The organism is Flavobacterium enshiense, assembly GCF_022836875.1.
Lineage (GTDB): Bacteria > Bacteroidota > Bacteroidia > Flavobacteriales > Flavobacteriaceae > Flavobacterium > Flavobacterium enshiense_A.
The window spans coordinates 3065330-3089285 of record NZ_CP090376.1; the positions used below are offsets into that span (position 1 = coordinate 3065330).

Sequence of the window (23956 nt, forward strand, 5' to 3'; positions counted from 1 at the left end):
TTTATTAAACCGTAATTTTATTTTTTGCTTCAATCCATTTCGACATATAATGTGTACTCTGTAATGTATGATGCTGCAACATTGCTCCTATAAAATTTTGTTGACGATGTTGTTTAAGATTTGAAATGAGAAAATCTATTCTTGATTTCAAGTCATTCGAAAAATCAGCTTCTGAAAACCTCTTTTTTATGATTTCAAAACCATTTTGCTGTGCCTGATTCCAAACCGTCTGATCTGAATATAATGCAAAGGCTTTTTCAATAAAACCTTCATTAGTGTCCTCAATAAAACCATTCCAAGGTAAATTTCCACACATCGCTTCAGCACCTACAGAAGTACTGACAGACGGCGTTCCACATAACATTGCTTCCAACAGCTTCCCCTTTATTCCGGCTCCAAAACGAATGGGGGCCAGTAAAACTTTAGCCGTTTCAATTACCTCAATCGCATTTTCAGTGCGTCCTTTAATAAAGAATCGCTCTTTAGGATTATCCAACTGAAACACTTTATGAGAAGGATATGCTCCATAAACAAACAGATTAGCATTTGGAAGTTTTTTACTAAGCATGGGCCAAATTTCCGTTTTTAAAACCTGCACACAATTCCAATTGGGTTCGTGTAAAAAGTTCCCGATAAAAACAAAATCAGTTCTTTCTTCAAATGGCAACCTTTTTGAAAATTCTATAACTGCTGATTCATTCACCGAAATTGGTAGATAAAACAGTAATTTTTCATCTACTTTAAAGAAAGTTTGCAACAGTTCCATTTCGAATTCGGATATCATTAAAGTCAGATCGCATCTGAAAATACTAGCTATCTCCCTTTTGGCCACATCAGAGAAAAGCATTTCTTCAGAGAAATCTTTTTTCTTTTTATAAGCTTCTTTTCTGGCATCCCGCAAACAATGCAGGTCTTCGGTATCCAAAAGACGAAAAGCATCAGGACAACATTTGGCCACACGCCAACCGAACTGCTCCTCCAGCATAAACCTATCAAAAAGTACGACACCAGGCTGCAGAAGAGTCACAAACTCATCAAAACTGGAACAATTCATCTTCACATGCCTGCACGACACACCGATTTCAGTCAGGTCGAATGCATAATCGGAGCCCACCGATGTACTGGTATATGTGATTACATATCCTTGTCGCTGAAAAAATTGAATCAACTGCAACATCCTGCTTCCGGCTGCGGATGATTTTGGTTCCACCCAAACGGAACTGATAATCAAGAGTTTTTTATTGTCCATAGTTCAAAAATACTTCTCATTGGGGCACAAATCCAAAAAAGAGCTTAATTTTGCGGAAAATAATATAGAATGTTAGGTTTAAAGTTAGCTACCGATCCCCGTTGGGCAAACATAGCAGAATCCAATATTGAGGAAATATTGACAGATCATGCCTGGTGCGAACAAAAAGCGGCCTCCAACGCGATATACATCATTGTGAATAGTTCTGAAAACGAAGAATTAGTAACTGAAATGACGCGTATCGCACGCGAGGAGTTAGAGCATTTTCAAATGGTTCATGATATTATTAAGGAACGCGGATTAACATTAGGAAGGGAACGTAAAGACAATTATGTAAACGAACTTTTCAAATTTTCCAAAAGAGACGGCAGCCGAAACGATTCTTTAATCGAACGCTTACTTTTCGCGGCCATGATAGAAGCAAGAAGCTGTGAGCGCTTCAGAGTCCTTTCCCAAAACATCAAAGACGAAAAATTAGCAAAATTCTACCACGAATTAATGGTTAGTGAAGCCGGACATTACACTACTTTTTTGAAATTAGCAAAGAAATTTTCGGAACGAGTAGACGTAGATCAACGTTGGAAAGAATGGCTGGAATACGAAGCTGGCATTATAACCAACTACGGAACACAGGAAACTGTTCACGGATAATTCTCTTATATGACCGATTAATATTACTAATCGGTCTTTTTTTTATCATGATTTATAGTCCTAACAGAAATTCCCATCACTCAATATCTTTCCTTTACGATACAACCAACTTTTTTTGATTCCAAGGTTAATTTTATTCGAAGCGAACCGTCTTTTTTGATTGCTATACGTCATTCCCGTGTTCCATTGCAATCCGTCAATGCGAGTTTGCGCAGCAACCTCCCAATGCCGGGATTTCCACTTCACCCGGGGCTAGACGGTAATTCCTATTCGACAGTATTTCAGAATATATAGATTTTAAAAGAAAATGATCTGTTTTTTTCAGGCTTCTTCCCTATAAAGATTTAAAAAAAGTTAACTCATTATCTACCAAAGTTTTACATCTAATTTTTTTCGAGAACAAAATCGATTCAAAACAAAAACCTATCCAATGGACAGGGTTCCCAAAAGTAAACCATCTCATAATCTCTCACAGATTTGCTTTGATTTTACCTTTACTTTTTCTAAAAATAAAACAGTTTAAAAACAAAAAATCCCCATCACATAGTGATAAGGAACTCCAAAAGCAAAGCCATCTCGTAATCTGTCACAGGTTTGCCCGAGTTTTACCTTTATTATTTACAAAAATAAAACCGATTTAAAACAAAAAAGCCCTTCACTTTCGTGAAGGGCTTTTCAAAAGAAAGGCGGCGACATACTCTCCCACAAGATTGCAGTACCATCTGCGCAGGCGGGCTTAACTACTCTGTTCGGAATGGGAAGAGGTGAGCCCCGCCGCAATAACCACCTTAAGTCGTTATGCAAGGGTAATTCCGATGTTATCGGAACTAACATTACAATAATATCTTAACATACTGAGATAAATAATCATTATTTAGAAAGTTTCTCCCTCCCGCCGAAGCGGGAGGAAAAGCGTACATAAGCTTACGGGTTATTAGTACTACTCGACTATGACATTACTGCCTTTACATCTATAGCCTATCAACGTGGTCATCTTCCACGACCCTTAAAAGAAATCTCATCTTGTGGTGGGTTTCGCGCTTATATGCTTTCAGCGCTTATCCCTTCCGAACGTAGCTACTCTGCGGTGCTCCTGGCGGAACAACAGATACACCAGAGGTTCGTCCAATTCGGTCCTCTCGTACTAGAATCAGATCCACTCAAATTTCTAACGCCCACAGTAGATAGAGACCGAACTGTCTCACGACGTTCTGAACCCAGCTCGCGTGCCACTTTAATGGGCGAACAGCCCAACCCTTGGGACCTTCTCCAGCCCCAGGATGTGACGAGCCGACATCGAGGTGCCAAACCCCCCCGTCGATATGAGCTCTTGGGGGAGATCAGCCTGTTATCCCCGGCGTACCTTTTATCCTTTGAGCGATGGCCCTTCCATGCGGAACCACCGGATCACTATGCTCTACTTTCGTACCTGATCGACCTGTATGTCTCTCAGTCAAGCTCCCTTATGCCATTGCACTCTACGCACGGTTACCAAGCGTGCTGAGGGAACCTTTAGAAGCCTCCGTTACTCTTTTGGAGGCGACCACCCCAGTCAAACTACCCACCAAGCAATGTCCCCCGCTTTGCGGGGTTAGATCTCAGATAAGCAAAGGGTGGTATTTCAACAATGACTCCACAACGCCTGGCGACGCCATTTCACAGTCTCCCACCTATCCTACACATCACTTATCCAAGACCAATACTAAGCTATAGTAAAGGTGCACAGGGTCTTTTCGTCCCACTGCGGGTAATCGGCATCTTCACCGATACTACAATTTCACCGAGCTCATGGCTGAGACAGTGTCCAGATCGTTACACCATTCGTGCAGGTCGGAACTTACCCGACAAGGAATTTCGCTACCTTAGGACCGTTATAGTTACGGCCGCCGTTTACTGGGGCTTCAATTCAATGCTTCTCCGAAGATAACATCTCCTCTTAACCTTCCAGCACCGGGCAGGTGTCAGGCCCTATACTTCATCTTACGATTTTGCAGAGCCCTGTGTTTTTGATAAACAGTCGCCTGGACCTCTTCACTGCGGCCAGCTTGCGCTGGCGACCTTTCTCCCGAAGTTACAGGTCTATTTTGCCTAATTCCTTAGCCATGAATCTCTCGAGCACCTTAGGATTCTCTCCTCGACTACCTGTGTCGGTTTACGGTACGGGTACTTATAATCTAAGTTTAGAGGTTTTTCTTGGAAGCCCTTAGGCACACTATCACTTTGTCCGAAGACTCCGTGTACTATCGTATTTCACCAGTTCCCGCGCATTTTACTACGGGACCTATAGCTAAGTACTTTAACGAACTATTCCGTCAGTTCGCGGTGCTTTCATCACTCCGTCACCCCATCACAATTATAAGTAGTACGGGAATATTAACCCGTTGGCCATCGACTGTCCCTTTCGGGTTCGCCTTAGGACCCGACTAACCCTCAGCTGATTAGCATAGCTGAGGAAACCTTAGTCTTTCGGTGTGCGGGTTTCTCGCCCGCATTATCGTTACTTATGCCTACATTTTCTTTTCTAACCGGTCCAGCATGAGTCGCCTCACACCTTCAGCCCTGTTAGAATGCTCCCCTACCACTTACGTAAAACGTAAATCCATAGCTTCGGTAGTATACTTATGCCCGATTATTATCCATGCTCGTCCGCTCGACTAGTGAGCTGTTACGCACTCTTTAAATGAATGGCTGCTTCCAAGCCAACATCCTAGCTGTCTGGGCAGACAAACCTCGTTTTTTCAACTTAGCATACATTTGGGGACCTTAGCTGATGGTCTGGGTTCTTTCCCTCTCGGACATGGACCTTAGCACCCATGCCCTCACTGCTGTGAAACATTATATAGCATTCGGAGTTTGTCAGGAATTGGTAGGCGGTGAAGCCCCCGCATCCAATCAGTAGCTCTACCTCTATATAACTATACACAGCGCTGCACCTAAATGCATTTCGGGGAGTACGAGCTATTTCCGAGTTTGATTGGCCTTTCACCCCTACCCACAGGTCATCCGAAGACTTTTCAACGTCAACCGGTTCGGACCTCCACTGTGTGTTACCACAGCTTCATCCTGCCCATGGGTAGATCACACGGTTTCGCGTCTACCACTACTGACTAAAGCGCCCTATTCAGACTCGCTTTCGCTACGGATCCACACCTGAAGTGCTTATCCTTGCCAGCAACGGTAACTCGTAGGCTCATTATGCAAAAGGCACGCCGTCACCCCACTAAAGGGCTCCGACCGCTTGTAAGCGTATGGTTTCAGGATCTATTTCACTCCGTTATTCACGGTTCTTTTCACCTTTCCTTCACAGTACTGGTTCACTATCGGTCTCTCAGGAGTATTTAGCCTTAGCGGATGGTCCCGCCAGATTCAGACAGGGTTTCACGTGCCCCGCCCTACTCAGGATACCACTATCCTTATCTTTTCTTACTTATACGGGACTATCACCCTCTATGGTTAACCTTTCCAGGTTATTCTAATTCAATCCGCAAGAAATGTCGTGGTCCTACAACCCCAACATTGCCGTAACAACATTGGTTTGGGCTAATCCGCGTTCGCTCGCCACTACTTACGGAATCACTTTTGTTTTCTTCTCCTCCGCCTACTTAGATGTTTCAGTTCAGCGGGTTTGCCCCCTATCGGGTACTATATCTTCAATATAGTGGGTTGCCCCATTCGGATATCTGCGGATCAATTCGTATGTGCCAATCCCCGCAGCTTTTCGCAGCTTATCACGTCCTTCATCGCCTCTGAGAGCCTAGGCATCCCCCATACGCCCTTATTTTGCTTATTGTACTTTCATTCTTACCTATAAATAGGCAAAAACTGTGTTCTTTCTACTTTTTAAATGTTTTTTTATCTCAATATGTCAATGAACTTTCGTCTCTTTCGAAACTCGTGGAGAATATCGGAGTCGAACCGATGACCTCCTGCGTGCAAGGCAGGCGCTCTAGCCAGCTGAGCTAATCCCCCGTTTCTAGTGTTCAGTTAACAGTTTTCAGTTAACAGTACTTCAAACGGCCACTCAACCTCTAAAATTTCCTTTTACAATCAAAAAACTTAGTAGTCCCGCCCAGACTCGAACTGGGGACCCCTACATTATCAGTGTAGTACTCTAACCAGCTGAGCTACGAGACTCTGTTTTTTAATTATTGTAATATTTGAACTAACAGCGAGAGTAATCTTCTTTCAATTAAAATCCCAGATCTTAATCTTTTCTCTAGAAAGGAGGTGTTCCAGCCGCACCTTCCGGTACGGCTACCTTGTTACGACTTAGCCCCAGTTACTAGTTTTACCCTAGGCAGCTCCTTGCGGTCACCGACTTCAGGTACCCCCAGCTTCCATGGCTTGACGGGCGGTGTGTACAAGGCCCGGGAACGTATTCACCGCATCATGGCTGATATGCGATTACTAGCGAATCCAGCTTCACGGAGTCGAGTTGCAGACTCCGATCCGAACTGAGAACGGTTTTGAAGATTCGCGCCCACTTGCGTGGTGGCTGCTCTCTGTACCGCCCATTGTAGCACGTGTGTAGCCCAGGACGTAAGGGCCGTGATGATTTGACGTCATCCCCACCTTCCTCACGGTTTGCACCGGCAGTCTTGTTAGAGTTCCCGGCATGACCCGCTGGCAACTAACAATAGGGGTTGCGCTCGTTATAGGACTTAACCTGACACCTCACGGCACGAGCTGACGACAACCATGCAGCACCTTGAAAGACGTCCGAAGAAAAAACTGTTTCCAGTCCTGTCGTCTCCCATTTAAGCCCTGGTAAGGTTCCTCGCGTATCATCGAATTAAACCACATGCTCCTCCGCTTGTGCGGGCCCCCGTCAATTCCTTTGAGTTTCATTCTTGCGAACGTACTCCCCAGGTGGGATACTTATCACTTTCGCTTAGCCACTCAGATTGCTCCGAACAGCTAGTATCCATCGTTTACGGCGTGGACTACCAGGGTATCTAATCCTGTTCGCTCCCCACGCTTTCGTCCATCAGCGTCAATATAGTGATAGTAACCTGCCTTCGCAATTGGTATTCCATGTAATATCTAAGCATTTCACCGCTACACTACATATTCTAGTTACTTCCCACTAATTCAAGTCTTACAGTATCAATGGCCGTTCCATCGTTAAGCGATGGGCTTTCACCACTGACTTATAAGACCGCCTACGGACCCTTTAAACCCAATGATTCCGGATAACGCTTGGATCCTCCGTATTACCGCGGCTGCTGGCACGGAGTTAGCCGATCCTTATTCTTACGGTACCGTCAAGTTCCTACACGTAGGAGTGTTTCTTCCCGTATAAAAGCAGTTTACAATCCATAGGACCGTCATCCTGCACGCGGCATGGCTGGTTCAGGCTTGCGCCCATTGACCAATATTCCTCACTGCTGCCTCCCGTAGGAGTCTGGTCCGTGTCTCAGTACCAGTGTGGGGGATCTCCCTCTCAGGACCCCTACCCATCATTGCCTTGGTATGCCGTTACCACACCAACTAGCTAATGGGACGCATGCTCATCTTGTACCGTTGGAACTTTAGTTATAATGTGATGCCACATCATAACACTATGAGGTATTAATCCAAATTTCTCTGGGCTATCCCTCTGTACAAGGTAGATTGCATACGCGTTACGCACCCGTGCGCCGGTCTCAAGTTAGCAAGCTAACTCTACCCCTCGACTTGCATGTGTTAGGCCTGCCGCTAGCGTTCATCCTGAGCCAGGATCAAACTCTTCATCGTATATTTTAATATTGTCGATAAAGATGCTAGGTTTTTTCTAATCTACTCGAGTCTTACTCTCTCTTAATCTTGAAACGAATTGCTTCGTTTCAATGCTGTCAATTCAATATGTCTATGAACGTGTCTTCTTATTTTTTCTCGCCAACCTTTCGGTTAGCGGGTGCAAAACTAGAACTTAATTTTTAACTGGCAAAACTTTTTGAAACTTTTTTTTGAAAAAATTTTCTCTCCATTTTGTCGTCAGTATTTTTAAGAACTTCCCGTTTTAGCGGGCTGCAAAGGTAACTCCTTTTTTTAATCTCGCAAGCTTTTTTGAATTATTTTTCGATTTAATTTCTAAACCATAATTCCAATCACTTACTCAATATTTCAAATGAACTTTACCGTGTTTTGCGGGTGGCAAAGATACTTTCTTTTTTCTTTACAAACCAAATCTTTTTTTAACTTTTTTCAAAATCTTTTCGATCCGGTTTGTTTCAAAATGTCAGTAGAACTGTGCCGTTATTGCGAGTGCAAAAGTAGCACTCTTTTGCGTAACTCCTAATTATTTTAGGTCTTTTTTTGAAGTTTTTTCACCCGTTTCCCTTAACTCACTGATAACCATTTCATAACCCTTAAAAGTTTTTTTTCGAAAATCGCAAAGAAGTAAAACAGCAGAGCAGTCAAGTTTATTTCTGCTATACTATATATAGGTAACAGTCCCAAAATATTTACCGATAAATCCAAAAAGCCCATCCCCTAGCCCCGTCCCGATAGCTATCGGGAGCAGTGGAAATCCCGGCATTGGGAGATTGCCACGCAAGCTCACAATGACAGATTGAAACGGAAAGCGGGAACAAGGAAACCAAAAAAGCCCGAACGTTTCGCTCCAAAAAGAAAATTATACCTTATATATATATTGTATGTCTTTTATAAACAATTATATTTGCATCTTATTAATTACAAAATATGATAAAGATTACTTTACCGGACGGTTCGGTTAGGGAGTTTGCACCAGGTGCAACTCCTATGGATGTTGCAAAAAGCATCAGTGAGGGTTTGGCCAGAAATGTTATTTCGGCATCTTTTAACGGTACAACCATTGAAACCACCACCGCACTAACCACGGACGGCGCTCTTATATTATATACCTGGAACGATGTGGACGGTAAAAAAGCGTTCTGGCATTCGTCTTCTCACGTAATGGCACAAGCCTTGGAAGAAATGTATCCGGGAATCAAACTGACTATTGGTCCGGCGATTGACAATGGATTTTATTATGACGTGGATTTCGGTGATAAAAAAATTACAGATGCAGATTTTAAAGCGGTAGAAAACCGTGTATTGGAAATCGCGAAAGAAAAACACGAATTCAAAATGCGTTCAGCTACCAAAGCAGAAGCGTTAGAATTATATAAAAACAATGAATACAAAACAGAATTAATCCAAAATCTGGAAGACGGGACGATTACTTTCTGCGATCACTCTACTTTTACCGACTTATGTCGCGGTGGACACATTCCGAATACCGGAATCATCAAAGCGATGAAAATCTTATCGGTAGCAGGTGCCTACTGGAGAGGTGATGAGAAAAACAAGCAATTAACTCGTGTTTACGGAATCTCATTCCCTAAACAAAAAGATTTAACAGATTACCTTGAATTGCTTGAAGAAGCAAAACGTCGTGACCACAGAAAACTTGGAAAAGAACTGGATTTATTCCACTTCTCTCCAAAAGTTGGGCAAGGTTTACCATTATGGTTACCAAAAGGAGCTGCTTTACGTGATCGTTTGGAGCAGTTTTTGAAAAAGGCTCAGAAAAAAGCCGGATACGAGCAGGTAGTTTCGCCTCATATCGGACAAAAAGAATTATATGTGACTTCCGGTCACTACGCAAAATATGGAGCAGACAGCTTCCAGCCGATTCACACACCTGCGGAAGGAGAAGAGTTTTTATTAAAACCAATGAACTGTCCGCACCACTGTGAAATTTACAACGCAAGACCTTGGAGTTACAAAGACTTACCGAAACGTTATGCGGAATTCGGAACCGTTTACCGTTATGAGCAATCCGGAGAATTACACGGATTGACACGAGTTAGAGGTTTTACACAGGATGATGCGCACATTTTCTGTACTCCGGATCAATTGGATGCGGAGTTTAAAAATGTAATCGACCTAGTATTATATGTATTCGGATCATTAGGATTTGAAAACTTCACGGCTCAGGTTTCTGTTCGTGATTTAAGTAATCCTGACAAATACATCGGTTCAGTAGAAAACTGGGAAAAAGCGGAAAACGCAATTATCAGTGCTGCAAAAGATAAAGGTTTAAATTATGTGATTGAAGCAGGCGAAGCAGCTTTCTATGGTCCGAAACTGGATTTCATGGTAAAAGATGCTTTAGGAAGAAGCTGGCAATTAGGGACAATCCAGGTAGATTACAACTTACCGGAACGTTTTGAATTGTCATACAAAGGTTCGGATAACGAATTACACCGACCAGTAATGATCCACCGTGCACCTTTTGGTTCGATGGAGCGTTTTATCGCTATCTTACTGGAACATACGGGCGGAAATTTCCCGCTTTGGCTGATGCCAGAACAAGCTATTATCCTGTCTTTGAGCGAGAAATATGAAAATTATGCCAAAAAAGTTTCAGATTTGCTGGAAATTCACGAAATTCGCGCCCTAATTGACAACCGAAACGAGACAATCGGTAAAAAAATCAGAGAGGCAGAAGTGCAAAAACTTCCGTTTATGCTGATTGTTGGTGAGGAAGAAGAGAAGAACGGTACGATCTCTGTACGTCGTCACGGTGATGCCGGGAAGTCGAACGAAACGATGACTGTTGAACAATTTGCTTCTTTAGTGAAAGAAGAAATAAACAAAACACTAAAACAATTCTAAGTTTAACTTAAAATTTTAAAGCCATAGCAATAAGAAACAACAGAGGTTTTCAACCTCGAGTAGAAAAAAAGGATCCACACAGAATAAACAATCTTATTCGTGTACCGGAAGTGCGCCTTGTGGGCGAAAATGTAGAACCGGGAGTTTTTAAAACTGCGGATGCTTTACGTTTAGCTGATCAACTGGAATTGGATTTGGTTGAAATTTCTCCAAATGCAGAACCGCCGGTTTGTAAAATCATGGACTATAAAAAGTTCCTTTACGAACAAAAAAGACGTGAAAAAGAGCTAAAAGCAAAATCGACTCAGATTACCATTAAGGAAATTCGTTTCGGACCTCAAACGGACGAGCACGATTACGAATTCAAAAAGAAAAATGCGGAGAAATTCCTAAAAGAAGGTTCCAAATTAAAGGCATTCGTTTTCTTTAAAGGTCGTTCGATTATTTATAAGGAGCAGGGACAAATCTTGTTGCTTCGTTTAGCACAGGATTTGGAAGATTACGGTAAAGTGGAAGCGATGCCGGTTCTTGAAGGTAAACGTATGATTATGTTTATCGCTCCGAAGAAGAAAAAATAAAGATTGAGGGAAAAGGTAAAAGCAAAAAGGGACTAGGATGAACTTATCCTTTATCACTTTAACCTTTTAACTTAAAAAAAATAGTAAGTAAGATAAATCTAATACCTAGGAAGAAAATGCCTAAAATGAAAACTAAATCTAGTGCTAAGAAACGTTTCAAAGTTACTGGCTCTGGAAAAATCAAAAGAAAGCACGCTTTTAAAAGTCACATTTTGACTAAAAAATCTAAAAAGCGTAAATTAGCTTTAACTCACTCAACTTTGGTTCACCCAACAGATGAGAAGAGTATCAAACAACAATTAAGAATTATCTAATCGTTGTCGGTTAAAACAATTTAATAACCCTGGAGTGGGCAGTTCTGAAAATTAACTTCAGAATTAGAAGCGTCGAAAGATCGCCTTACTGCAAAAAACAATTTAAAATTATGCCAAGATCGGTAAATTCAGTTGCTAAAAGAGCAAGAAGAAAAAGAGTATTAAAACAAGCCAAAGGTTTCTTTGGAAGACGTAAAAACGTTTGGACAGTAGCGAAAAACGCGGTAGAAAAAGCAATGCAATATGCTTACCGTGGTAGAAAGCAGAAAAAGAGAAACTTCCGTGCATTATGGATCATGCGTATCAACGCTGGTGCTCGTTTACACGGAATGAGTTATTCTCAATTCATGGGAAAAATCAAAGCTAACAATATCGAATTGAACCGTAAAGTTCTTGCAGATTTAGCGATGAACCACCCTGCAGCTTTCACAGCTATCGTAAATAAAATTAAATAAACGTTTGTTAAACATATTTATCTTACTTATTACAAAAACCCCGCCTAAAGCGGGGTTTTGTTTTTTATCACTTGTTCTAAAATTATAATACCAAGAACGGTGCAATAATTCCGAAACTCAAAAGTCCGGTAGTATAATCTTTTACAGTATAATTTGATTCAGCATAACCTGTATAATCATATTTTCTATATACATAACCTACATAGAACTTCATATTATATTCTTTAAATGGGAAATATTGAACTTCCGGAATCACTCCATAACTTACCGACAACAAATCATCGGCACCCGCATCAGGATTATCTTTCCAATAATGATTACTGTGCATAACTGATAAAAGCAGATTTACCTTAGGAGCAACCATATATTCCGCACGCATCCAGTTTTCAACATACAATGCATCCTTAACAGCTACAGGATCAACAAGAGGCGTACTTACTATACCGGATGTAATCCCCTTGTTGTCCAATCCTTCATCACTGTAATGAAAGTCATAATACAGAACAAATTTATTATTAAATTTAAATTTATTTCCCAATACGATATAATTCATATGTGCGTTATCTGCCTCATTAAAGAAACTATAACTATAAGTGGTTTCCCAAAAACCTTTAAAGAAACTTCCTCTCCAGTTTGCTACGAAAGCTAAAGGATATTCCGATGCCGTTATATCATCAGGAGCAGATTCACCATATTGTTGTTCAAAAGTTTGGGTGCGGGAATTCAACACCTGAAATGTAAAACTATGTTTTTTACTTTCAAGTGTATGTGAAACACCTACTCCAACTAAATAATTATCAGCATATTCAACGATATCATTATAAGATAAAATATCGATTGGATTAAAATCGAACTCATACCCCCCCCAATCAGCACACAATTTCCCAATTGAAAAGTTAGTTCGAGGTCCCAAATCTATACGAGCAAATGCCATATCGGTGGCCTGACTTACATGATCGATACCACCTATGTTATAATTTTTAGTGTATCTGTGTCTAAATCTGAAATAAACTTTCTCATGAATTTTACCTTTGATTTCGAAACGGAGCTGTTGTAGATTAAAACTAGAATAATCATGGTTGCCTGAATTATTATCTCCCGGTGCAGTAGGATCTTCGTCAACAGAATTAAAATGACTATCATAAGCAAAACGTGAGTTAAAAATCACATCAACATTTGACAATAAAGATTGCCTTTCAACAGGAATCAAACTAGGTATGGAATCGACATACTGATTCCCTTCCGTTGTTTGTTTTTCTATAACTTGTCCCTTCGCAAAAAAGGAAAAGCTAAACATCATTAAAATAAATAATTTCTGTTTCATAGTTTACAAAATTAGTTTAACAAAGAATTACACATCTATATATAGTTTAAAAAAGAATTCACATCTATAATATAAGTGACCCCATCAAAAACCCAATAGCAATAGCTACTCCAATGGCCACAACTCCCGGGATCAGGAAACTGTGGTTGATAACATACTTCCCTATTTTGGTACTACCGGTACGGTCAAAGTTAATTGCGGCCAATAGCGTTGGGTAGCCCGGTAACACAAAATCACTGTTAACAGCCGGAAAAATAGCAATCAGGGCAGGATGCGCCACTCCCAAAGTCATCCCCAAAGGCATCATGGTTTTGGTTGTTGCCGCCTGACTGAACATTAAAACCCCCATGATAAAAACAGCAATAGCAAATGTCCATGGGTACTCGGCCACCGCTTCACCTAATGCACCGGCAATAAGTTTCTCATTATGGTTCATAAAAGTAAAACTCATCCAAACCACTCCAAAAACGGAAACAACTGCTGATGCCATGGCGTTAAACAAACTGGCTTTAGTTACTTCGGCCGCACTTGTTTTTGTAAGGAGCATCATCATCGCCGAGGCCGTTAAAGTAACTACTCCGATAATAGTCACCATTGTTAAAGACCCATCTTTGGCAACAGCAAGAGTTGCTGCTCCAGGACTGAAACGAGGCAGTAAATCAGGGAAAGCTCCAGCAATCACGATCATCAAAATCGCGATTCCAAAAATAACAACCGATTTTTTAGCACCCGGTTTCAACGGGGTTCCAGAAGATTCGGATTCTGTGTCCAAACTTTTTGCAAACTCAGGATCTTTCATCTTCTCAATAAAAATGGGATCATCATTCAGTTCCTTACCGCTTTTGAACACAGAGAAACAACCGATCAACAGCCCTATAATACTGGATGGAATACATATCATCATAATATCCACTAATGCTCCTGGATAAGCCAGCACTACAACAAATGCCGCCGTGGCCGCACTCATAGGACTACCAGTCAGAGCCAAGTGGGAAGCAATTACCGAAATACTCAAAGGCCGCTCCGGACGTATTCTTTTTTTTGCAGCCACTTCGGAAATAATTGGCAATAGAGAATAAACAATGTGGGCCGTTCCCGCGAACAAGCATAAAAAGTAAACCGTAAAAGGCGCTATAAATGTTATATTGGAAGGGTTTTTCCTAATGATTTGTTCGGCAAGATTTACCAGATAATCCAATCCACCCGAAGCCTGCAGCGCTGCCGCAGTTGTTACAATGGACATGATGATCAACATTACGTCAATAGGTGGATCAGTGGGTTTCATCTTAAATATAAAAATAAAAATCAGAAGGCCTACCATCCCCATGACACCCAAGCCGATGCCTTTCATTTGTGATCCGATGAGAATCATCCCTAAAAGAACTGCAATTTCTAACCAAAACATATCACAAAGTTTATTAGTTACTATTCAGTGGAAATTCCAAAATCACGTCATCAAACCAACAATAACAGGTCCCCAAGTCGTCAAAATAATATTCCCTAAAGCATAAGGAATCGTATATCCCAAAACCGGAAACTTGCTTTCCGAAGCATCCTGAACCGCTTTAAGTCCAATAGTTGAAGTTCCAGCTCCTGTTTGAGCTCCCAGCAATATTATCGGATTCATCTTTAAAACATACCTTCCGAAAAACAATCCAATTACATGAGGAATTATGGCCACCGCAAATCCGGCAAATACGATACTGAACCCTATTGCTTTGAGTCCGGCTATAAAAGTCGGCCCGGCCGTCATGCCTACAAGCCCAATAAAAGTCGCTAATCCCAGATTGTCAAAAACCCACAATGCTGCATCTGGAATCCTACCCAAAACAGGAGTCCGCGAATGCAACCATCCGAACACTAACCCCATGACCAAAGCTCCTCCACTGGTAGTTAAGGTAATGGAAACATCAAAGAGAGTCACAGAAAGCAACCCAATCAAACCACCTAAAACAATACCCAGGCTTACGAAGATGACATCAGTTTCGACACTTAAACGATCTAAGAAACCTGCTCTTTTAGCTGCCGCTTCCAAATGCACTAGTTTACCCGATACCGTTAAAATATCTCCTCTTTGCAAAACAGTGTTCAAATCAAAAGGGATTTCATGATATTCCCTTGTGATTTTATCCAACATTATTCCTTGCCCCCTTTTACTATCACGGATCTCACGAATTGTTTTCCCAACAATATCTTTGTTTGTCACGGTAATTTCCATGTGGGCAATTGGAAAATTCAGCAATTCCTCGTCCAAAACTTCAGGACCAATTTCCCAAATACGCTTAAGGATAATTCCGTGTTGTGCCATAATTACCATTACATCATCTTTACTGATCACGGTATCCGGAGTTGGATCTATCAGCGTTCCGTTATGGCGTATCCGTTGAATAATAATCCCGAGGTCCGAATTCTCTTTTTCAAACTCGGCTATAGTCAGTCCTATCCATTTTTCGTTAGTGAATTTGTACGCACGGATAATCCATCTTTTGTAGGCTGAGTCAATACCGGGTTCATGCTCTGCCTCTCCGGTTAAAGACTGGCTTAGCTTCTTACTTTCCTCCACCAATTTCACCCTCAATAATTTAGGAGCGATGGTGGTTAAAAAAAACACTAAAGAAGTTGCCCCTATAAGATAAGTGGCCGCATAAGCAACCGGAATATTATTTACTAAATGAGCTTTTTCAGCTGCGGAAACAGGAAGTTCCCTAATAGATGCCGCTGCGGTTCCGATAACAGTCGATTCCGAAAATGCGCCTGCCAAAAGACCGGCAGCCGTTCCTACATCGTAACCTAAAAATCTAGACATTGCAAATGCCACAAGCAGACAGGAAACACAAATAACCACTGTCAGCATTAATTGAGGTAAAGCATTTTTTTTCAGACCTTGAAAAAATTGAGGCCCTACTTTATACCCTGTGGCAAAAAGAAAAAGATCGAAAAAAATTGTTTTTACAATTTCCGGCACTTCGATAACCAACTGACCAATGAGAACACCGGCAAACAAAGTCCCTAATACAACCCCTATTTTAAATGAACCAATCTTGATGTGCCCCAGGGAAAACCCTAATGCCAACATCAAAAAAACCGCTAATTCCGGATGCTCACGTAAAATAGTTGTAACAGTTGACATTTGTTGTATTTTAAAATTGATAAAACGACAAAAAAATGATAACCACTAACTTTAAGTCAGTTAAAACACATGTAGGAAATGCAATAGAGGGGGGCTTTTCAAATTAACTTGAGTAAATATAATATTTTTTTTAACACATTTACATATATTTAACAATATTATACTTCATATTTTCAAAATAAAAGAAGCTAAGTTCGCTTTTTAATAAAAATTACCCCTACAGTACATCTTAAGAATAAAAAGAAACGCTCCCAGAATAAAAACTGAGGCACATAAATTCTGAAGTGATACATTATTCGTCCCCAGATCTATAAGGCATATGTGAAATGCCTGTTTTTAAGACTGAATTAAAGTAAAAAAACAATCGAAGGGTGTGGTTCATATCATATTGATACCCGGAATATTTTTGCTGAAAAACATTCATATACCCAATATCAAAACTCAGCTTGGGATTTATATTTTGCTTGATACCGATAAAAAACCGATTTTGTTCAAACGTATTGTAAACCACTTCTTCTCCAAAATGCACCAGAATTTCGTCTGATACTACTAAAACCGGAAGGTTCTTTTTTTTAAAAACTGGAATTCCAAAAAGAGCCAAATAGCGTATTCTATTAGTAAACCTGAGTTCACCGGTCTCCTTATCATCCACAATTTTTTCCTGCCAACGATGCTCTATCCTAATTCTTTGAAGAATTCCAACGTTCTCGAACAATGTGTTTAATTGAAACTGCTCGTAAATTCTGTTTTCGTCTGCATATGTACTCCATTCGGGATTGGATGGAGCCAGCCACATGTGAGCATAACCTCCCGTAAATGACATTTTCAAATGTGGAATATAGGTAAAACCTCCTCTCAGAAAATAAAAATTGTTATCCTTCAAGAATTCGTCGCTCCTAATGTGAGCATCGGCAACAATTCCCCAATGCTCATGAAATTTAGTTACCGTATTTATGGAAAACCATATCTGTGAATGTTGACTGATTACCTTTTTCTGCTGTTCCTGACAAAAAGAAGCCATCGGCAACAAAAAAAACAAGGTTTTAATTATACTTTTCTTCATTTTAACAGTGAAATTTATTGGAATAATCAAACACATCCTAACAAATTTACATATCTCTATTCGTTTTTAAACTCCTAAAAGCAAAAATTTCCTGCAAAACAGTTTTTTAAATTGTTCCACCATAGACATTTCCAGAAAAAGAACCATTAATTCTTTATAAAACACAATTGTCTGCAAACCGTTTTAGCTGCATTAAATCTTCGATTTCCAACCATCTGTTCAATCGCTAAAAAAAACAGGACACTCCCACTCCCGATAGCTATCGAAATGGGGCTAAACGGCAAACCATTTTACTTTTTGAAATGTTTATTTTAAACTACCTTTGACATCAATACGATTCCCATGAAAAACACTAAAAACGATACTGCACAAAAAAGTCTGCATCCGAGAAACAAACACCACGGCAATTACGATTTTAAATCACTGATCGAAACTTTGCCTGAACTGAAACCGTTTGTCGTGCCGAACAAATTTGGAAATGAAAGTATCGATTTTGCCAATCCTGACGCGGTTCGCGCTTTAAACAAAGCGTTGCTGAAACATTTTTACAACATCAGTTATTGGGAATTGCCAAAAACCAACCTCTGCCCTCCCATTCCGGGACGAGCCGATTACATCCATTATATTGCCGATATTTTAGCTGAAACCAACGGAGGAATAATACCAACCGGAAAGAGCGTGCGAATTTTGGATATCGGAACCGGTGCCAATTGTATTTATCCCATCATCGGACATCAGGAATATGGCTGGGAATTTGTGGGTACCGAAGTGGATAAACCGGCTAAGAAAACTGCCGAAACCATCATCAGTAACAATCCAGAATTAAAAGATGCGGTTTCTATCCGACTTCAGGAAAGCAAACGAAATATTTTTAAAGGAATTATTCAACCGGGAGAAACTTTCGATTTTACCATCTGCAATCCTCCGTTTCATAACTCCAAAGGTGAAGCTATAAAAGGAACAACGCGAAAACTGAAAAATATTGGCAAAATGGTGGAAGGAAAACCCATTCTGAATTTCGGCGGTCAAAATAACGAGCTATGGTGCGAAGGCGGGGAACTTGCTTTTATCACCAACATGATTTATGAAAGCGTTCATTTCAAAACACAATGCAAGGCTTTTTCGTCACTTGTTTCCAAAAAAGAAAACCTGAAACCTTTGTATACCATTCTGAAAAAAGTAAATGCAAAGAATGTAAAAACCATTGATATGGAACAGGGAAATAAAGTCAGTCGTTTTTTGGTTTGGCATTTTTAGGTAAACCATACTAACTCAGTAATCAACAATCTTCTGCAAACCCAAAATATGGTTTGTGCAAATAACAAAAGCCATCTGAAAAACAGATGGCTTTTGTTTTATTAAGTTTTCAGCTTTTTCTTTCTGGCCGCCGGGAATAAAACGTTATTTAAAATCAGTCGATACCCTGGTGAATTAGGATGGAGATCCAAAACCGTTGGCGGATCGCCCACTTGATGCTTATAATCTTCCGGATCGTGTCCTCCGTAGAAGGTAAACATACCTTTACCTTTAGTACCATGGATATATCTTGCTTCTCCGTTTTGTTTGTTTTCCCCCATTATTAAGATATTCGATTTTATCATATCTGTATCGAAAGCAGTGGATTGCCCCATGAATCCTTTTACCAATTGGGTATGATTTTGACATAACATGGACGGAATCGGGTCCCATTTCGCTGAATATTCCATCAACGTAAAATAATCTACATCCGGTAAGACTTTTCGGGTATTGGTCACGTCTATATTTGAAAATTCGTAGGCTACAGGATTGCGCTCCAATGTGAAATCCTTAAAAGCGAATGTTTTATTGTAATCAATTTTGGTTTGGTAATTCGCATCACTTGCATCTCCGTCAAACATCGTTTCACAAATATCAACCCCTTCGGCGGAAAGTGCAATATCGAAACTGTCCGTAGCCGAGCACATGGCAAACATGAATCCGCCTCCAATCACAAAATTTCTGATTTTAAGGGCCACATCTAATTTTTCCTGTGACACCTTACTGTATCCCAATTTGGCTGCTAAAGCTTCGGCTTCTTTTTTCTGTTCGATATACCACGGGGCATTTCTGTAAGCACCAAAGAATTTTCCGTATTGACCTGTAAAATCCTCATGATGCAAATGCAGCCAATCGTACAACAGTAAAGCATCATTCAGTACCTCTTCATCATAAATTGGGGTAAACGGAATTTCTGCGTAAGTCAGCACTAATGTCACGGCATCATCCCAAGGTTGTTTCCCTTTTGGTGTGTACACGGCAATTTTAGGTGCTTTTTCCAAAACTACCGTTTCCATATTTTGAGAAGGCGAACTGATTTCTTCGAGAATCCCGTTGGCAACTCCGTCGGAAAGCACTTCAAAAGTCACACCTCGAATCTGACATTCCTTTCGGATTTCGGTAGCATCAGGCAACAAAAACGAACCGCCGCGGTAGTTGAGCAACCAACTCACTTTGTATTGTTTTTCCAAAGCCCAATAGGTAATCCCGTAAGCTTTTAAATGATTTTGCTGTATTTCGGGATCCATCGGCAAGAGCACAAAAGAAGCCTTTGCTGATAATGAAATCAGAAACAGAATGATATATATTGTTTTTTTAAAGTGCATCCTGAAAAAATTTACCGTCCCGCCGGCTTTGTATCCGGTGGGGATTTTTATTACTGATGTTGTACAAATATAACGAAAGTTTGCCAATAGAAATGCCTACGCTTTCAAACACTATGCCCCCGCTTGTCCCATAACAAAGTCAATGGCTGCCTGTTAACTGGTTTTGAACCTCAATTATTATTAGTAAGTATATATTTTTCGCGGTGCAGTAAGGAGTTTTAACTCCGCAGTAAGGAGTTTTAATTCTGCAGTAACGAGTTTTAAATCCGCAGTAAGGAGTTTCAACCTTGCAGTAAGGAGTTTTAATTCTGCAGTAACGAATTCTATCTCTGCAGTAACGAGTTTTATCTCTGCAGTAACGAGTTTTATCTCTGCAGTAACGAGTTTTAACTCCGCAGTAAGGATATTTCCAGCTGTAGTTTAGAGATATCCTTACTGAGTAGGGAGTTTACAGTTTTTAGTTTGGTTATTTTCTAACCTTTCTGAATACGATGCCTTTTATCTGGGCGAATTCCGGGCTTGAGGTGCCAAAAAGTGATTTAACGTATTTCTTTACTTCTACGGCGGTATCCACTAAACCGGTTCCGTTGTCGTATAGGGATTTATCCCTGGAGATTCTTGAATTGCTGATTGCTGTGTAGGCGCTTGCCACTGCGATATTCTTAGCTACCAAATCTGCCTGTTTGGCGGTTAAGGCCGTTAATTTTAGCTCGACCTCATTGGGTGTGAAGCTTACTTCGGATTGCAGTGTCGCGACTAAGCCTGCAAAGTGCTGGATTAAATTGTCATATGACTGTTGGCTGGTACTGATTTTTGATGGAGCAAGGGAGCTGGGGTCTGATACTGTTTGCATTGCTGATGCTCTCCTACCCTGTATTTTGCGGTTGAATCCTTTGGCATCTTTTATTTTCTCTTTGGAAGCGTTGGTAGTTTCCAAAGCGTTGACCAATCTTGTTGATAACGTTTTTAGCCCTTTGAAGGAATTGATCCTGTCGTTAACGGCGTTGTTGAAGGCGGTGTTTTTGGCAATAACATCTGCCAATTTGGTGTTTGAATTAGTGGCGATGGTGTTTAGCTGTGGGATCTTCAGTGTGTTTTTTGACGGATTGTAAGCCGCACCGTACCCAACAACGAATTGGATAAGGTTTTGAAAGTTAGCGATATTTTTCGCGTGTCCTGTTTCGCTCGTTGAACTCATAAATACTATTTTTCTGATTAAATTAATAATTTGCCAAAAATAATAATTTCTTTAAAATAGAGGAATTGTATTACATATTTTGTGATACTATTTTTACTTTCACTAGAGTATTGTTAAAAACAAATTACTTTACCGCCTTTTGAATTCTGAGAGATATAAAAAAACTACATCGTTGGGGATGTAGTTTATTATTTTTAGTGGGGAGGGAGTAAAACGCCAGCTGGGGTTCAAAAGAACTTGCCTCATTTATTCCTTCACTATACATTATTATTATTTTCTTTTTTGAGCTAACCACAAAGTATGTTCTCTTGAAATTGCATTTTCAGAATCTAACACAAATTTTGAAAAATTGTCTTCGTTTGATACTTGCTCTGCTAATGCTAATATAAAATTTAATTCTTGAGTTGCGGTTGTATATGCTTGCTTTAACTCTTGATGCTGTTTGAGTTGGAGCCAACTAAGAGCAGAAGCAGAAATTGTTGTAAAAAGCCCAACAAAATTCCAATCACAATCAGGAGTTTTAATTAGAATTACGATGCTTACTAGAGAAGCTGCTTGAGAGGCAACAATAGTCCAAAACCATAAATTGTGTCTATCTGAATTAAATTCGGCTTTGTTTTCATACCAATTTTTTTGGTCTTCAATCCTATTTTTAATGTAATAGCTCTTTCTATTTGCTAAATCATACGCTCTAACTTCAAGCATTTTATCTGTGATAATTGCGAAGTTTAAAGTTCTTGAATCCATTACGTTTGATAGTCCTCTAAATTCGTTTGATAGTTCTTTAATCCTCTCTGTGAATCTTCTTTTAGCTTCAAAAACATCTATCGAATTTTCAAAATATTCAGAACAAGTTACAAATCGCCATGTTAAAGTTTTGCAAGATTCAGCTAAAGCCCGTCCTTGATACCAAATATCTTCGTATTTTTTTGTTTTTAAAATTATTGTCAAAATTAAACTTGCAAGTAGTAAAAGTCCAGAAATAACGTAAATATATAACTTTGATTCAGTTGCTTGATAATTGTAAATAGCCAAAGCAGAAGCAAGAACCATTGATATTAAGTCAATGCGCATTATTGTTAAATAATTTTTCTGTGCTTTTGTTGAAGCATTATCTGATGCTTGAAAATAATTTGGAAATTCTGAATTTTGCATTAGGGTCTAACTTTGGTTTTTGAAGATATTTCGCTTGTTCTTTTATTAAATGCTAAGTCAATATATTTTTCTGGTTTATCAACAAAATCAGACCACTTTACTAAAATACAATACCTGTCTGCTGGTGCCCAAGAGCATTTGTTGTTTGGAATGTAGTAGTTATATGAAAATTCTTTTACAACTGTATTGTCATTAATGTTAACATAGGTGTGGCTACTATTACAAGTTTTACAAATACCATTTCCAGTGTAAATTTTGTCATACATATTTGGTAAAACGATTCCTAAAATTCCATTTTTAGTATTATTTTGACCATTATATAATGAGGCTTGAAGTTCTTTTTTGATAAATGTTTGGTCCTGAAATCCAGAATTTTCTGCAGAATGTTGTCCAATTAAAAAAATTGTCACAGTAGTATCTGAAAGATAATCTTCTCTTATTTTTCTCATAATATATTCTTCATTATCCGACTCAATAGCTTCATCGAGGGATTTATCAATCATATTACAGTCTAAATTCTCCTGAATGTACTTTTTGTAAGCAGTGTCTTCTGTTTTGAAAGAAATAAAACACTTGTGTCCCATATTATATTAGTTTTTCGTCCATTGATATTACCTGTTAGCAACAATTTTATTGTTTAACTAACATAATATCTGTTTTTTCATTTTTATTATCAAAGGTTACACCCTTAAGTTTATTGTTGCTATATTCTAATTGAAAGTTATCTAAATTATAATCTTCAGAGTTTCCTCTTTCAATATATGTATAATTGACACCTTGAATAGAAATTTTGTTATCAGTTATTTTTCCTTCAAAAATCTGTTGAACAACAGTTATTACTCCTTCATCATCATAATAATTAATTGTAGCAACGCAACTTAATGAATCATCTTTTTGATTAATGTTTAAAATAATATTATGTTCCTCAAGGTCGGGATTCTTCCATGAGCCTTTCCAATTGCCTGATAAATTGACGATTTTCTTTGGAGCAATTTTTTTAGGTTTAATATCTTCTGAGCTATTTATTTTTGGAAAATCTGATTTATTTAAGCTCTTAATACCTTCTAAATATATATCGATATCAGGATTGTCAATAACTTTTTGAATTAATGACTTTAAGCCTAATTTTAAATTTTCACCCCAAAAAGGATCATTTATATCATAATATAAATATCTTAAGTCCTTTAAATCAAATGGAACGTCATCTGAATTTCTTGTTAAGATTATTACTGGTTTTCCAATCGCATGAGCAAGACCAACTTCATATAAAACATTCGGATTTTTCCCAGTTAGTTCAGCTATTACAAATCTACAAGATTTAATACTTTGCCAAATATCATCCATTATTCGTTGCTTAGAATATATTTCATCACCTCTTATACATTTAATATTCAATTCTTGTAATGTAGGTTTTATTATACTTTCATATTCAATTTGGTATAATGAGCTAAATGGCATTACTACAAAACACGAATTTTCAAGTTTTTTAATTTCAATTAGTATATTGGTCATAATTATTTATCGATATTTTTTTAAAAAAATTGTTGCTAAACTCAAAAATATACATAATTACTTGATGAAAGTTATTTACTC

Annotated in this window: 16 protein-coding genes, 2 tRNA genes and 3 rRNA genes; 6 read left to right on the forward strand and 15 right to left on the reverse strand. The window is 39.2% G+C overall.

Annotated elements, in window-relative coordinates; translation table 11 throughout:
* Window positions 1–4 precede the first annotated feature (4 nt).
* Window positions 5–1249 carry a glycosyltransferase family 4 protein gene (locus tag LZF87_RS13875; protein WP_244339863.1) on the reverse strand — a complete coding sequence of 415 codons (1245 nt, stop codon included), beginning with the start codon at window positions 1247–1249 and terminating at the stop codon, window positions 5–7.
* 69 nt (window positions 1250–1318) lie between these two features.
* Between LZF87_RS13875 and LZF87_RS13880 the strand changes: the two genes are divergently transcribed.
* Entirely contained in the window at window positions 1319–1900 is a 582-nt protein-coding gene (locus LZF87_RS13880; protein WP_244339864.1) for a tRNA-(ms[2]io[6]A)-hydroxylase, read from the forward strand.
* Window positions 1901–2581: 681 nt separating this feature from the next.
* Here LZF87_RS13880 and rrf read toward each other — a convergent pair.
* The 5 genes from rrf to LZF87_RS13905 form a co-directional block, all read right to left on the reverse strand.
* Window positions 2582–2691: ribosomal RNA gene (rrf, locus tag LZF87_RS13885) — 5S ribosomal RNA — on the reverse strand.
* Window positions 2692–2814: 123 nt separating this feature from the next.
* Window positions 2815–5690, reverse strand: a 23S ribosomal RNA gene (locus LZF87_RS13890).
* A 105-nt stretch (window positions 5691–5795) separates the two neighbouring features.
* Window positions 5796–5869 (reverse strand) — tRNA-Ala (locus LZF87_RS13895).
* A gap of 91 nt (window positions 5870–5960) precedes the next feature.
* Window positions 5961–6034 (reverse strand) — tRNA-Ile (locus LZF87_RS13900).
* 86 nt (window positions 6035–6120) lie between these two features.
* A 16S ribosomal RNA gene (locus LZF87_RS13905) occupies window positions 6121–7636 on the reverse strand.
* Together the 16S, 23S and 5S rRNA genes with 2 tRNA genes alongside form the textbook arrangement of a ribosomal RNA operon.
* Window positions 7637–8584: 948 nt before the next feature.
* Here LZF87_RS13905 and thrS point away from each other — a divergent pair.
* The 4 genes from thrS to rplT all read left to right on the forward strand — a co-directional run bounded on the left by thrS (window position 8585) and on the right by rplT (window position 11872).
* Window positions 8585–10525, forward strand: coding sequence for a threonine--tRNA ligase (thrS, locus tag LZF87_RS13910; RefSeq protein WP_244339865.1), 1941 nt, complete (start codon window positions 8585–8587; stop codon window positions 10523–10525).
* A 29-nt stretch (window positions 10526–10554) separates the two neighbouring features.
* Window positions 10555–11103 carry a translation initiation factor IF-3 gene (gene infC / locus LZF87_RS13915; RefSeq protein ID WP_262917914.1) on the forward strand — a complete coding sequence of 183 codons (549 nt, stop codon included), beginning with the start codon at window positions 10555–10557 and terminating at the stop codon, window positions 11101–11103.
* A gap of 116 nt (window positions 11104–11219) precedes the next feature.
* Window positions 11220–11417, forward strand: a complete 198-nt coding sequence (rpmI, locus tag LZF87_RS13920; protein WP_035678477.1) for a 50S ribosomal protein L35 — start codon at window positions 11220–11222, stop codon at window positions 11415–11417.
* Between the two features lie 110 nt (window positions 11418–11527).
* A complete protein-coding gene (gene rplT, locus LZF87_RS13925; RefSeq protein WP_023573802.1) occupies window positions 11528–11872 on the forward strand; it encodes a 50S ribosomal protein L20 in 345 nt (114 codons plus the stop codon).
* An 82-nt stretch (window positions 11873–11954) separates the two neighbouring features.
* Here rplT and LZF87_RS13930 read toward each other — a convergent pair whose 3' ends face one another.
* The 4 genes from LZF87_RS13930 to LZF87_RS13945 form a co-directional block, all read right to left on the reverse strand.
* Entirely contained in the window at window positions 11955–13196 is a 1242-nt protein-coding gene (locus LZF87_RS13930; RefSeq protein WP_244339867.1) for a porin, read from the reverse strand.
* Between the two features lie 64 nt (window positions 13197–13260).
* A complete protein-coding gene (locus LZF87_RS13935) occupies window positions 13261–14601 on the reverse strand; it encodes an anaerobic C4-dicarboxylate transporter family protein (protein WP_244339869.1) in 1341 nt (446 codons plus the stop codon).
* Between the two features lie 42 nt (window positions 14602–14643).
* A complete protein-coding gene (gene aspT / locus LZF87_RS13940) occupies window positions 14644–16326 on the reverse strand; it encodes an aspartate-alanine antiporter (protein ID WP_244339871.1) in 1683 nt (560 codons plus the stop codon).
* A 292-nt stretch (window positions 16327–16618) separates the two neighbouring features.
* The gene (locus tag LZF87_RS13945) at window positions 16619–17389 is read right to left on the reverse strand and encodes a DUF2490 domain-containing protein (protein WP_244339873.1); all 771 of its coding nucleotides are present in this window, start codon (window positions 17387–17389) and stop codon (window positions 16619–16621) included.
* Between the two features lie 342 nt (window positions 17390–17731).
* Between LZF87_RS13945 and rlmF the strand changes: the two genes are divergently transcribed.
* Window positions 17732–18646, forward strand: a complete 915-nt coding sequence (gene rlmF / locus LZF87_RS13950) for a 23S rRNA (adenine(1618)-N(6))-methyltransferase RlmF (RefSeq protein WP_244339875.1) — start codon at window positions 17732–17734, stop codon at window positions 18644–18646.
* A 101-nt stretch (window positions 18647–18747) separates the two neighbouring features.
* On the opposite strand, the gene LZF87_RS13955 is transcribed toward rlmF, so the two are convergent.
* From LZF87_RS13955 to LZF87_RS13975, 5 genes are all read right to left on the reverse strand, one after another.
* Complete coding sequence (locus tag LZF87_RS13955) at window positions 18748–20010, reverse strand: asparagine synthetase B (protein ID WP_244339877.1); 1263 nt, start codon at window positions 20008–20010, stop codon at window positions 18748–18750.
* Between the two features lie 466 nt (window positions 20011–20476).
* Complete coding sequence (locus tag LZF87_RS13960; RefSeq protein ID WP_244339879.1) at window positions 20477–21208, reverse strand: hypothetical protein; 732 nt, start codon at window positions 21206–21208, stop codon at window positions 20477–20479.
* A 270-nt stretch (window positions 21209–21478) separates the two neighbouring features.
* Entirely contained in the window at window positions 21479–22363 is an 885-nt protein-coding gene (locus tag LZF87_RS13965) for a DUF4231 domain-containing protein (RefSeq protein ID WP_244339881.1), read from the reverse strand.
* Window positions 22363–22947 carry a TIR domain-containing protein gene (locus LZF87_RS13970; protein WP_244339883.1) on the reverse strand — a complete coding sequence of 195 codons (585 nt, stop codon included), beginning with the start codon at window positions 22945–22947 and terminating at the stop codon, window positions 22363–22365. Before LZF87_RS13970 ends, LZF87_RS13965 begins: the two co-directional genes overlap by 1 nt.
* Window positions 22948–22993: 46 nt before the next feature.
* Window positions 22994–23875 carry a nucleoside 2-deoxyribosyltransferase gene (locus tag LZF87_RS13975; RefSeq protein WP_244339886.1) on the reverse strand — a complete coding sequence of 294 codons (882 nt, stop codon included), beginning with the start codon at window positions 23873–23875 and terminating at the stop codon, window positions 22994–22996.
* Window positions 23876–23956: the final 81 nt, after the last annotated feature.